Here is a 13,200-nt window from a genome sequence, read left to right on the forward strand (position 1 = left end):
CAAACAGGGCCATCTCCGGGAAGATCCATTCTGTTAGATTTCTTCAGCAACTTGCTGTAGGGAATCGGCAATCAGTTCTGAGATCAAAATGTTCTCCGCTTGTCCGTCGTAATTGAGCAGCACGCGGTGTTGCAGCACTTCGATGGCGAAGTAGCGAATGTCCTCAAACGCCACATGCACTCGGCCTAGGCTGAGGGCGCGGACACGTGCTGCGCGAATCAGACCTTGCGCAGCCCGCGGACTGGCTCCCCAACGGATGAAGCGTTTGATGTCTTCCGAGGCGAACTCCGTATCGGGGTGTGTCGACAAAATCAGCCGCACCGCATAGTCCCGCATCGGATCAGCGACGACGACTTTGTCCAACACGCCACGCAATTCCATGATCTGCGCCGAATCGAGCAGCTTTTGCAATTCGACCGGTCGCTTGAGAATCGTACGACTGACAACTTCGTTGATCTCGCTGCGATTGGGAAACGGCACTTCGACCTTGAACATGAACCGGTCCAATTGTGCCTCGGGCAGCGGATAGGTCCCTTCCTGCTCGATGGGGTTTTGCGTCGCCATCACGAAGAACGGTTGCTCCAAGTGATGCACCGTGCCGCCGGTGGTCACGGAGGCCTCCTGCATGGTTTCTAATAAGGCCGATTGTGTTTTGGGCGAGGCGCGGTTGATTTCGTCGGCCAGTAACAGTTGTGTGAAGATCGGGCCGGGCCGAAATTCAAACCGATACTGCCCCGTTTCGTCGCTGCTCATCATGCTGGTGCCGATGATGTCGGCCGGCATCAGGTCGGGGGTGAATTGGATGCGGCGAAATTCCAAATCAAGCACGCGGGACATCGCCTTGACCAATTCGGTCTTTCCCAAACCGGGAACCCCTTCCAACAGCACGTTGCCACCGGAAAATAAAGCGGTCAAAGTCGCTTCGACGACGCGCTGCTGGCCGACGATCATTTTTCCGACTTCCGCTTGCGCGGCGGCATAGTCGTCCTTGAAGCGGTCCGCTTCGTGTTGCAGCATGTCGGACGTTTCGGTAGTAACATCTTGGCTCATAGTTGTTTTCCCGTTGCTGGGATAAAGAATTCGGGGCGGTATTGTGTCAGATCAAAAAATCGATTTAGCAGTCCAATGAAATAACAGAAGGCACTCACTCATCGGGTGCCACTGCTGGCTTGCCCAGCAGTGCTTATACCGGACTGCTCATTATGTCTCTTCCTCGTCGTCCGACCGTTGACGTTTCATTCGTAATAATCGTTCGGTCGTGCTCATGTTTTCTGGCGATGTTTCTTGCTGCGGCGGTTTCGCGGCGGAGCCTGGTTTCTTGGCCGCTTGCCGCGCTGCGGTCGTGGGACGCGTTTGAGTTTGCGAACGTGGCTTGCTGGACGTGGTCGCCCGCTGAGAATCGAGAGCGCTGCCGACGGTCCGTTTGCGTTCCAACAATGCGCCCATCAACTGGCCCGAGGCTCCGGCCTTTTTGTTCAATCCCAGTAAGCCTTTGATCACTTGCTTATCGATTTGGATACGGCGAATGGCAACATCCAAGGGAATCAAGCAGGCGAGGGCGATGAGAAACCAGAAGAAAATCGGCAACGAACTCATCCGTGGTTTACGGCGGGTTTCGTAGATCGTTTTGACCGGATCTTTTTGGTCGGCAAGGCTTTCACCCGCGGTCTTGCGACTGAGGCTGTTCAGGACAGTCGGGTTCGAGCGAAACCGTAAGTATTCCGGTGAATAGGGAACCAGAAATCCGCCGTGCGTTTCGTCCTTGCGACCTTCGCCGACACCGACCGCCCGGACTTGATAACGGCCCTTGGCTCGCAGTGGCATGGTGGCCTGATAACGCCGTGGGCCGACCTGCTTGAGGGACAATGATTCCTCGATTCCATTCGGACCGGAAACCACCGCTTGCACTTCCAGAAATGTTTCATTTTCGTGGAAGTCCTCAACCTGCAGGACCCCCTGACTTCCGGAAGCGAAGCTGCGCATCCGCAAGTTGCCCGTTTTTTCCACGCGAGAAACCCGGGTCAGCAATTGTTCGACAAACGTGCGGTACTTGTCCCAATCCATCCAATCCGCTGCCCAGTTGGGAGACAAGTCGGAGGTAAAAGCAGCTGTGGTGCCCAGACCGTACCGCCAGATCGAAAGGATCGGTTCCAGTTCATCGTCTTCGTTGGGAGCTTTGAGAATTGTCCGCACGCTGTGATCGTTTTTGGCAGTGGTGAGCACATAACCGCGCAGTTGCGGCATGGTGTCGATCCCTTTGAGCACGCCGTCGAGATCGTTTTCTAACTCGGGCGTGATCGTCTTGTTTTGGATCATGCTCCGCTTGAGCGTTTTGGATTCCTTAATAAAAATCGACGGCAATTCATTCGGGCTGGCGGGGAAGTAATACCGGCCGCCCGTCACCGCGGCAACTCGACGCATTTTGGAGATGTCCTGTCCCCCGTGTGGAAAAATCGCCACCATAGAGACGCTCACTCCGGCTGCGCGGTAGTCGTCGATCAAGGCTTTTGATGGCGGACCGGGATCGCCATCGGAGATGATGATCATATGCTTCGCCGAGGCGTCGCTGGCCTTGAGACCTTTGAGCCCCAATTGCATTGTGTTGGCAAAGCTAGGCATGTCACCGATCTGAGCGCCGTTGATCTTGCGGAGCATCATGTCGATTTCCGCAACGGGGGTCAGTTCAAAGACCCATTCCTCGCCGTTTTGTGTATAGGCCAGTACCCCCGCTTCGTCTTGCGCGCCGAGAACTTTGATCGCCTGTTTGGTAATCCGCTTGCCCCACGTGTTGCCGTCGGCGAATTCACAGGTATGCAAAATGATGGCCAGCGCCCCCATCGGCAGCACTTTCTTTTTGGTGATGTCCATCGTCACAGGCAGCGCTTCTTCGATCGCCGTGCGGTGATATCCACCGGGACCGTAGCTATTCGGCCCGCCGACCATCACAAAGCCGATGCCAAAATTGCGAGCCGCATCCTTGACCGCCTCCATCTGAACCGTGTCGAACATGTCCGCGGCAACGTTGTTGAAGATCACACAGTCATAGGGCATCAACGACATCGCATCGCGGGGAACATCGTAGGCGGTGACGATATCGAGCGAGCGTTTTGATTCGCGAATGGCGCGAGCCAACGTTTCGGAATCGCGGGGATCGCCTTCCGGGTCATTCACCAGCAGGATTCGCCCTTCGCCTGCTAAATACAGATAATTCAGCGCCTCATTGTTCTGGCTCAGATTATCCGTATTGGTCGCGGTATCAATGCGGGCCGTGTATTCATAGTACCCTGCCTCACGGAGATAAATCGGCACCACGTAGCGGTTTTTACCGGCTTCGAAATCAACACGCTCCTCAAAGATAGCGTTGCCGTTTTCCAGCAAGGTCAGCTTGCCGGATCCTTTTTTGAGCGACGAAAGAATCACGGCTGCCTGATAGTTCTCGCCGATTTTGACATTCTCGGGCAGTTCCAACCGCTCCAGCCAGACTTCGTTTTCGTGGTTGTATTCGATCGGCATCACATCGATGGCGATTTCCCGCGCGGTCAATTGATCAACGACGTCCGACAGATTCCCCTCGGTTTCCGTCCCATCGCTCATCAACACAATCCGTCCTTGATGGTCTTCGGGAATCATGGCCGCGGCGAGCGAAATCGCCTCTTCGAGATTGGTCGCATCCCGATCGATCAGCGAATTGACGGTGATGCCTTCGTTGAGCGCCAACGTTGTATGCGTCGGCAATTCAACAGCCGCGTGCCGACCAAAGACGATGATCCCCACCATGTCATTCTTCGGCTTTTGGCTGGCGGTTTCGGCGATGAACTGAAAGGCTTCGTCGACTGTGCGATCACCGATCGAATCCGAGATGTCGACCAAATAGACAACCGCCAACCCGTCCTGACGCCGCACCGAGCGCGGTTCGGCCAACACCATCACCAGCAAACCGACCAGACAGAGCCGCGTCATGAATGCAAACATCTGCCGTCGGCGACTCAGCCCGCTCAAACCGCAGAGGTGCATCCACCAGACCCAAACAGTAATCCCCATCAGACAGAATGCGATCGGATTGGCAAACAGCAACACATTCCGCCATTCCAACACAAAGCAGACAACCGCATAGACGGCGAGAAACAGTATCAACGGCAGCGCAGCGGTCCAGGTCACCCGCTGAGGGGGTTTGGGAAAAACGCTCTGGAGTATCTGTTTCCACTTCACAGTTTCAACTCCACGATGCGATGGTTTTCCGTGTCCGCCACCCGTAACCGCTGATGCGTGTCGATTGCCACGCCCCACGGTTTGAGGAATCCGTCATTATTGCGGCTCGTCTTGCCGAAGCGCCCTAACAGCTTGCCGGCCAGATTTGTTTTCGTAACCCGCCCGGCACCGTATTCGATGATATACAAGTCTTTGGTGGCCTGATCTAAAGTGATGTCATACGGGTACTCCAGCACCAATCCCCCCGTTTTTTCCCCCAGGACCTCGACAAACTTGCCCGTGTCGGTAAATACCTGCACCCGGTTATTGATCGCGTCGGCGATATATAAGCGGTCATCGTCCCAGACGATGCCACTGGGGCGTTGGAATTGGCCTTCACCGGTGCCGAACGTGCCGAAGGTCAGCAGATGTTTCCCGTCGGCAGTAAATTTCTGCACGCGGTGGTCGCCGCCATATTCACAGACGTAGATATGTTCACTCTTGTCCTGGCACAGGGCGACGGGAAACAAGAACTGCCCATCCTCCTGACCTTCGCCCCCGAGATAGGAGAGCACATTGCCGATTTTATCGAAGAAAACCACACGGTGGTAATGCGTATCGGCAACGGCAATCCGCCCGTCGGTCAACAGGCAAACCCCTTCTGGCTTGCCGATGGCATGATCGGGCATTTCCCATTGTCGCAACAATTTGCCATGTTCATCAAACACCAACAGACGTCCTCCGTTGTCGAGGCAGAGCACTTCGTCGTTGTCGCCGATCGCCAAACCACGCGGACGCGGGATTCGCGCTCCCATCGGCGGCGATATCCAATGATTCACTTCGCTGACATTCAACTGCGGCCCATCGTCTTGATCGCATCCCAGCGAAACTCCACATGCCAACAGCAACAGGCAAACATGAATCGCCACCCGAATACCGTGGCGAAGCCCATTATCCGCCGGACGATGAAAAAAAGTCCGCCGCTGTTGAGAGTCTTCGTTGAGCAACTCAACTTCTTCGAGGCTGCCCGAAAAATGTGCCGACTGCACGACCAGCGGACTTTGTTCGGCTGGGCGGATTTTGATTTGTTCCGGTCGAAAACAAGGGGATTCCCGCTGAGTCTCGATGCACCACTGCTGAGCCTCGTGCTGCGGCAACCAATTCGCCGCGCCGAGAAATTCAGCCATTTCCAGGGTTTGAGGGTCGTAATACAAGTTGTCGACCGGTCCTTGGTGCAATAATCGCCCGGACTTAAGGCACAACGCGTGCTGTGCTTCTCGCAGGACGGTTTCCGGTGAATGCGTGGCAATCACCAACGATGTGTTCGTATCACTGAGGTGGTTTCGAATGGCCCGCCAATACTTCTCCTCGCGTGCCGGATCGACGTGGACGAGAGGTTCGTCCATCACCAGGACGGCGGCCCGGCTGGCCAAAGCCCGCGCGACCGACAGCCGCGCACGCTCCCCCTGGGACATCAGATCCGGATACGCGGCGGATTTGTCTAATAAATCGAACGCCGACAACAGGTTTTTGACCCGTTCCTCCGCATCCTCAGCTCCGGCAGCCATGATTTGCAGGTGTTCAGCGGCATTTTCATGCGGCCACAACCCATCTTCCTGCGGCACCCAAAACAGCGGCAGCCGGTCACCGGGATCGTCATAGATCCGCGTCACCTGCCCTCGCTCAGGCCGTTCAAACCCGACCAGCAGGTTCAACAGCGACGTTTTCCCGGCTCCCGAATAGCCAATCACTGCCGTCACGCCCGGCGGAATCTCGCACGACACGCCGGCCAAACGCGGGCGGTCATTGCCCGCTAACGTGATCTCGTCCAATCGCCAAAGTGGAGCACTCATCGGCCGGTGTACCCTATTCGTCGGAATCCTCGCTCAAGCAGCGGAAATAAAAATCGACGCAGCAAGCACAGACACCCCACCAGCAACAACGGCGCCAATACCGTCACCGCCAACATGGCTGAAAGTCCGCCCGCTTGGCCATAGTGCATAAAATTGTATATCCGCATCGGCGCCGGGTCCAATCCAGAGGGACGTAACAACGATGACAAGGTCGGATCCAAGTAGGCCCACCAACACAAAAGAACAATCGCCCAATAATGCCCTTGGTAGCGGAGTCGCCATATCAATTGCCGTGCGCGGTGCCGCTGTTGAGGCGAACCATCACGCAACAGCAACGCGGTAAGATGCACCGGTTCACCGCGCCGCACTGCTGCTAACAGAATCTGGAGCAACATGGCCCGCGGCATTAGCCACAGTACCAATGCGCTCCACCACGGCAACGGCGTGTCATACCATCCGCCAAGCGCCGGAGTCTGAAACAGCGCCAACATCGCCAAGCCGAGCGTCAATCCGCCGAATAATCCCGGCAAGCCCACAAGGACCGCCAACGGCAATCGCCACTGCTGCCCGCGCTGTTTCGTCGTTGCCGGTAACAAGGCCGCAGCTAGTGCATAGGTTGGCAGCGCCGCGGCAAGCATCATCCCCAACCCGATTGCAATCTCATAAAACAGACGTGGATTCCGCCACAAGACCACCAAGCCGCTTCCCAGACCGCGACACAGAATTGCCATCGGAATCAGCCACAACAACACACAGCCAACAATCGCGAGGCCCCATGTGATGCCAGCAATTGCCGTTGATGTCCCACCACCGCTATCGCGCTGCCCGGCCGTTTTTCTGCTCATCAGCACCAACGGAATCATTGCTGCAATCAACGCGGCTTGAATTCCGGTCGGCAACAGATCATAGCGCAGTGCATCTGGCAGAGGCAGGCCTTGTGCTTGCTGGTCAAATAACCACACCGTCCAGGATGTCGCATTCACCAGCGAAACCAGTTCGAATTCCTGAAACGCCAACAAAAACATCAACACCAGCGCCGGTAGCGCGGCACGGGAGGGTCCCCGCAAATAATAACCGGCGAGTGTCCGCACGCGGGTCGATAACGGGGTGAGCGGCGGGAGAGACAGCCGTCGGCAATAGAGCGCCTGCGGCGAGATTGGGGGGCGAGGAGTGAACAGGGCAATCACCGTCCCGGCCGGAAGCACTTTGAAGAAGACTAAAACAGCGTAGAACAATTCATTCCACACAGGGTGATGAATCAGCGACAACGAGAAATTGTAGTAGCCATAACCAACGAGCATATCGGGGGCAAAAAACGGAGCGAGCACGGCTGTCCATAAAACCAGCCGTTGCCCCCCGCGTGCTGCACGCAACTGACGGCGAATCGCGAAACAGACTGGAACCGCACAGATCGCGATCAGCAGACTCCGCAAGCAGGTCCAGCCGCAGGCCTCAGCCAGACTCACGGCGCGTACTCCGCTTTGAGCCAAGCCAAACATTGAGCCCGCGCTTCGGCCAGCCCGGCCAAGGGATATCCCGGCGCCGCCCACTCCTTGAGTAGTTTGACCTCAGCGGATAGTTTCGATTCGTCAACCGGTCCCAAAGGAATCTGTCGCGACTTCGAGGCAGCCATTGCTAGTTCCGTTTCTTCGGAGAGCAGAAAATCCACCAATTGCTGAGCGCGAGCCTTTTGCTGGGTTCCCTTAATGATGGCGACAGAATTGGGGATGCAAATCGTCGCTTGCTCATCAACGCGCACGGGCAACATCTCGACCGGTTTGCCCTCGTCAGCCGCCACGTAGAAATCGTCGGTGTCGGTCAGTCCCCATTGGCAGACTCCCTCGGCGACTAGGTTTTTGACTGTCGCATTGCCGGTCGCCTCGCGAATGCCGCGTTCGCGCAGGTCGGCATGCCAGGCTTGCAATTTGTCAGGTCCCCACACATCCCACAAGACGCTGTAGTGCGACAACGTCGTGCCGAACAGCGGCTTGGCAATTGCCGCTTGGGAGAGATCATCGGCCGCCAATGCCTGTTGCAGCGCCTCTTGTGTCGCCGGCATGGCCTCGGTGTTGATAATATAAACTCGCAGCCTTGCGGCAAAACCGGTCCACTCCCCGTCGGGATCTTTGAAAGCTGTGGGAATCCGTTCATACCCCGGACCTTGATACGGCTCGAGCACGCCCTCTTGCTTCAATTGAAGCGTACCCAGGACTTGGTTATTCCAAAACACATCGCAACGGGGCTGGTCTTTTTCGCGAATCAGTTGCTGCACCAACCCCAACGACTTTGTCGCTTCAGTGTCATAGCGGGGGATCACCTCGATGCCGGTTTGTTCGGTGAATTTTTTGAGGACCCCATCCGCATACAGCGAATCGTGCGCGCAATATACCACCAGCGGCGGTGGTCCTGAATCCACCGCACAACCCGACAGGCTCAGGCCCACAACGACGGTTGCAGCCAGCAAACAAAAAGATCGCATCCTGGTCCTTACTGTTCGTCCTCGTTGCCATCTAACGTGTCGAAGTAGCTTTTGATGCCCTCTAAATACCCGGGAGGAACTTGTTCCTTGACGATCGCTTCGCTGACTCCCTGTTTGACTTTGCGAATGGATTCGCGGTATTCCTGTTTGGCGTCGCCACGGTCGCTCAGCCCTTTGTCCTTGAGGGTCAGCAACACTTTACCGGGACGGATTTCCGCTTTGGATTTTTCGTTGACGAATTTCGACTTTAACTCATCATTCTCATCGACCTCGCCTCCCTTGCCAAATCCTTCGCCGCCGGTCCCTTCTCCTTCTCCCTGGCCCATTTGGGCCATCAATTGTTCGTAATACTCTTGATAGTCCTCCAGTGATTCGAGATCTTCCATCCCCTCGCCGTCGAGTTCTCCTTGGACGTTCAGTTTTTTCGCCGCCTGAATCGCCGCCAGCGCTTTTTCCAATTCCTGCAGGTCTTTGGCGGACTGCGCGACTTCCTTCAATTCCATTTTGACCAGTGCCATCGACTCGGTGAGTGCCTCCAAAGCCTCGGTTGACAAGCCATCGCGTTTCGATGCATCCAATTCTTTCAGCGCCCGCTTGACGGCGGCAGCGAGTGGCTTGGAGTCGAGTTTGTTCGATGCCAACTCTTCTAGGTCACGAAGCCGTTGCTTAATTTTTTCCCGCAACTCCGCTTTTTTCACCGGGTCGGTCGTCTTGGCCAGTTTTTGCAATTCCGATTTGATCGCGTCGATCTCTTTTTGCAAGCTTTCGGTGGAGCCTTCTTGTAGTTCTCGGCTCCATTTCATCATTTTGGCCTTGCTCATGCCGCCGAATTGTTGATTCGAATTCGACGACTTGCTGAACAATTCCTTGAGCTTTTCGTTGTTGAGTTTCCGCCATTTCTCGCCGAGAAATTTTTGCTGCTGGCCCAGCATTTTCGAGTTGCTTTGCCGCTCACCGCGTTTGGTTTTTTTGAAATCGTTTTTTAATTTCTCAACCGCCTTGGCGACCTCGTCGGACTCCTCGCTCATCCCATCGCTTTTCTTCTTCAGTTGCGCAGTCCGCAGTTTCGTGGCTTTACGCCCTTTTTCCAGATCTTGCTCGCGTTTTTCCTCGGCCTGCGCCATTTGCACGTCGCCAAACGGATCGAACTGCGGGAAGGCACGTGTCGCGACGAACAACACAACCAGCGCCAACACCACATGGGCCAGACGTCGATGCCAATGAAAGGGGACGACCACGTCGGGTTTGATTTTCGTTGCCCGCTGTTCGGCGTCGCGCGTGACGAGCGGCCCATAGTCGCCCGGAGACTGTGCTAATAACGACGCCGTTAAATAGAGATCTTTAGTGTCGGTTGTTTGATCGACCAGCCGTGCTAATTCCGGATCCGTCGGACGTCGCAGCGATAAGCAGCCCCACAAGATGGCTCCGGCGGGAATCACCAATAGCGTGAGCGGCTCGAAACGATCGGGAATTTTGCCTGACAGACGACTGAACAACAAGACAGCCGCGTAAAGACCGGCCAGCACAAGAAACGACCGATAGAAACTGCGTCCAAACAACGCAGCCCGCCGTCGGTATCCCACCCGCTTGAGCATTTTTGCTGTTTCAGTCATGTCTTGATTCCTTTTAACCACTTCACAAACGCGAGATTGATTCGCTGCTTCGCATTATGCATGATACTCGCCGATTTGTCATGGCGACGTTTTATCGATCGCTTTCGCTTCCTCGACGTCAATCAAACCATCGCTGTTGCTATCGATCGACTGAAATGCCGTCGGCGGTCCCAGAAATTCGCGGATTGAAATATCACCGTCGCGATTGCGGTCCATTTTTTGAAACCAAACCGGCGCATCCCTGTTCGCGTCGGGCCGACGCGCCTCCATGTTTTCGGGCTGTGCGGCCATGCTTCCACTGGGAAATAATAATGATTGTCCGAGGGAAAATGTGAGCTTGTACTTGCTGGGAATCTCTGTCAAAACCAATCGCCCATCCTGGTTAATGTCCCATTCTTCGAGGTGCGACATCGCTTCGCGAAATTCGCGGGGACTCAACCGGCGGTCAGTATTTACGTCCAAAATGTCAAACAGGCTCTTTCCGTCCATAGCGACCGACAGGCTGATCTGGTTACGGGCCAATGACATCCGCTGATCGACATAGCGGGTGACTTCTTTGACCATGACCATCCCATCCCCATCACGGTCCACGGCGGCAAAATTCGCTCCGGTCAGTTCCAGTCCAGTGAACTCGCTTTCATCCAAATACCCGTTTTTGTCCCTGTCGGATTGCAAGAATCGCAGGCGGAACAATTTGGATTCATCACGCACGGTCACGCCGCTGCGTTCGGAATCGATCAGGATTTCCGTGCCCGGAATAAACAACGTCAGCCGTCCATTGCGGCCCGGTTGGAATTCCACGCCGGCCGACTTCGATAAAGGCGAGACCGTGGTCCGTTTCCGGCGAGAGTCGAGTTCGGCCAACAACTCAATTTGCGGCGTTGGGTCCTGCACGAGCGCGGTGATTTCCGCCAATTTCAAACCCCCGTCCCCGTCAGTATCCAACTTCGCAAACGTGGCGGCATCGACGCCCAATTCCTCGCGGCTCAATTGTCGCCGGTCACCGTGACTGGCGGATGGCTTTCCGTAGACCTTCAGCACTTTCAAAGCCACGTCACTTTGCCAGCGACTATTGTCCAATGCGATCAACGTCGTTCCTACGCTGGCCGTGTCGGCGTTGACGGGAGGGAGCAATGCGGCGAATTCCAGTTTGCTGAGCGTTTCGTCGTCGTCGATATCGTACTTGGCAAGGTTGATCCGTGTATTGAGAATCTCCTCCGCCGTCACCACACCGTCGCTGCCCGCATCCAATTGGTTGAACAGTTCAGCATCCAGTTTCCGGCTGCCGGGAGGACGTTTGATCTCTAGTGGTTCTCCCACGTTTTGTCGGACAAAATGCCGCAACTCGTCCGGAGAGATTTGGCTATTACCGTCGCGGTCAAGCTCCGCAATCGTAATCGGCGTCGAACGTGACGCGTCGCGAAAACGATTGCGGGGCGGTATCTGTTTCGCTTCCTCTTCGCTGAGTGAACCGTTTTCGTCGGCGTCTAACGTGGCGAACAATCGCTCGGCCAAAACGTCGGGTTGTTCTCGAAATCCACGTCCATCGACTTGAATGTGCATTCGGATGAACAACGGACGTTCGGGCGCCATAAACAAGAAATCACGCACGTCCGACAACTCCGCTCCGCGCGGTTCGCCGCCGCGTGCATCATTGCTGCGCACAACGTTAGCGCAGCATAGCAACGCAACCGTCAATAGGACTGTTGCGGCGCGCTTCATGCCAACACCTCCTGAATCGGCTTCGCTTCGGGATCGACTATACGCACCGGGCGGCCGACGTTGGACATATTTTGTTTCTGCGGATCGACTCCCAATGCCTCGCAAATTGTTGCTAAAAGGTCGGGAGTCGTGACCGGTTTTTCGGCGACCTGCATCCCATCCTCGCCCGTCTTGCCGTAAACCTGTCCCCCTTTGATCCCACCGCCGGCCAACACCGTCGACCACGCTGCCGGGAAATGATCGCGACCGGCATTGGGATTGATCACCGGTGTGCGACCGAACTCGCCCATCCAGACAATCAATGTCGAATCCAATAGGCCCCGCTGTTTCAAATCGGTCATCAGTGTGGCCCAGGCGGCATCCAGCACCTCGCTGAGGTCCTTAACGGTTTCGAAATTGTTTTGATGCGAATCCCAACCGAGAGCGGCGTTCCCCGCGGCACTACTGAGCGACACCTCGACGAACGGCACACCCCGCTGCACCAATCGCCGCGCCAACAGACAGCCTTGGCCGAAGTGGTTGCGGCCGTATTGGTCGCGTGTTTCGTCTGATTCTTCGGACAGATCAAAGGCGGCGGCGCCACCGGCTTGCATCATCCGTACTGCTTGATCGTAGGCAGCTTTATGGCTGTTGACGGCCACACCGGGGCGTTGAGCGCGAAAGCCGCTTTCGATTTCCTCCAACAGTTGCAATCGCGCACCGGCTTGCGCCGTGTTCACCGCATCGGAGAGTTTCAAGTTCTCGACTTGTAAGGAATTCTCGTCATCATCATTCTGGCCCGGCTGCGCGGAGCCCACGACCAGCGGAGCGAATTGCGGGCCCAGATATCCCGGCCCAAAAGCGGCGGGACTGAGAAACCGATACGGAGCCACGCTGATAAAGTTCGGCAAATCGGATTCCGTTTGCGCGAGTTCCTTAGAAAACAACGATCCCATCGTCGGGTGACGAAGCGGCCCTTGCGGCAAATAACCGGTCCGCATCAAATAGGTCGCTCGCCCATGATCTCCCTCTTTGGTGCTCATGGAACGCACGATCGCGCACTCGTCCATTTGTTTCGCTAATTGCGGTAGGTGTTCGCTGATGCGGATACCCGGCACGGACGTTTCGATCTCGCTAAATTCGCCGCCGTTTTTGTGCTCCGGCTTGAGGTCGAAGGTATCCATCTGGCTCGGCCCGCCCGGCATCCACAACAGGATGCAGGAACGTTTCCGTTCGACGGCCGCAGCCGTGTCAGCTGCCAGTAACGGCATCCACCGCGACATCGAAGCCCCCATCAGTCCGCCGGCCGTCATGCTCATCCAATCGCGTCGTGTGGCTTTCAACATGGCCTGAAACTCCCAATCGC

The 13,200-nt window shown here is 56.0% G+C and carries 8 protein-coding genes; all 8 read right to left on the minus strand.

What is annotated here, in order from left to right; genetic code table 11:
- Positions 1 to 33: 33 nt before the first annotated feature.
- Positions 34 to 1,050, minus strand: coding sequence for an AAA family ATPase (locus CA54_RS17590; protein ID WP_146372112.1), 1,017 nt, complete (start codon positions 1,048 to 1,050; stop codon positions 34 to 36).
- 150 nt (positions 1,051 to 1,200) lie between these two features.
- On the minus strand, positions 1,201 to 4,209 hold the full coding sequence (locus CA54_RS17595) for a VWA domain-containing protein (RefSeq protein WP_146372113.1): 3,009 nt from the start codon (positions 4,207 to 4,209) through the stop codon (positions 1,201 to 1,203).
- Complete coding sequence (locus tag CA54_RS17600; RefSeq protein WP_146372114.1) at positions 4,206 to 6,041, minus strand: ATP-binding cassette domain-containing protein; 1,836 nt, start codon at positions 6,039 to 6,041, stop codon at positions 4,206 to 4,208. The genes CA54_RS17595 and CA54_RS17600 overlap by 4 nt, the downstream gene beginning before the upstream one ends.
- Positions 6,038 to 7,507: a hypothetical protein gene (locus tag CA54_RS17605; protein WP_146372115.1), complete on the minus strand. Its 1,470-nt coding sequence runs from the start codon at positions 7,505 to 7,507 to the stop codon at positions 6,038 to 6,040. Before CA54_RS17605 ends, CA54_RS17600 begins: the two co-directional genes overlap by 4 nt.
- Positions 7,504 to 8,520, minus strand: coding sequence for an extracellular solute-binding protein (locus CA54_RS17610; protein ID WP_146372116.1), 1,017 nt, complete (start codon positions 8,518 to 8,520; stop codon positions 7,504 to 7,506). The genes CA54_RS17605 and CA54_RS17610 overlap by 4 nt, the downstream gene beginning before the upstream one ends.
- An 8-nt stretch (positions 8,521 to 8,528) precedes the next feature.
- A complete protein-coding gene (locus tag CA54_RS17615; protein ID WP_146372117.1) occupies positions 8,529 to 10,133 on the minus strand; it encodes a hypothetical protein in 1,605 nt (534 codons plus the stop codon).
- A gap of 78 nt (positions 10,134 to 10,211) precedes the next feature.
- Positions 10,212 to 11,855, minus strand: coding sequence for a hypothetical protein (locus tag CA54_RS17620; protein ID WP_146372428.1), 1,644 nt, complete (start codon positions 11,853 to 11,855; stop codon positions 10,212 to 10,214).
- Positions 11,852 to 13,180, minus strand: a complete 1,329-nt coding sequence (locus CA54_RS17625) for a DUF1501 domain-containing protein (RefSeq protein WP_146372118.1) — start codon at positions 13,178 to 13,180, stop codon at positions 11,852 to 11,854. Before CA54_RS17625 ends, CA54_RS17620 begins: the two co-directional genes overlap by 4 nt.
- Positions 13,181 to 13,200: the final 20 nt, after the last annotated feature.

It is taken from the genome of Symmachiella macrocystis, assembly GCF_007860075.1.
GTDB lineage: Bacteria > Planctomycetota > Planctomycetia > Planctomycetales > Planctomycetaceae > Symmachiella > Symmachiella macrocystis.

What these genes read in the sequence shown, in the direction of transcription:
- CA54_RS17610 (WP_146372116.1), bottom strand. Translation starts at nt 8,520, where the DNA reads ATGCGATCTTTTTGTTTGCTGGCTGCAACCGTCGTTGTGGGCCTGAGC.
- CA54_RS17620 (WP_146372428.1), bottom strand. Translation starts at nt 11,855, where the DNA reads ATGAAGCGCGCCGCAACAGTCCTATTGACGGTTGCGTTGCTATGCTGC.
- CA54_RS17625 (WP_146372118.1), bottom strand. Translation starts at nt 13,180, where the DNA reads ATGTTGAAAGCCACACGACGCGATTGGATGAGCATGACGGCCGGCGGA.
- CA54_RS17615 (WP_146372117.1), bottom strand. Translation starts at nt 10,133, where the DNA reads ATGACTGAAACAGCAAAAATGCTCAAGCGGGTGGGATACCGACGGCGG.
- CA54_RS17590 (WP_146372112.1), bottom strand. Translation starts at nt 1,050, where the DNA reads ATGAGCCAAGATGTTACTACCGAAACGTCCGACATGCTGCAACACGAA.
- CA54_RS17600 (WP_146372114.1), bottom strand. Translation starts at nt 6,041, where the DNA reads ATGAGTGCTCCACTTTGGCGATTGGACGAGATCACGTTAGCGGGCAAT.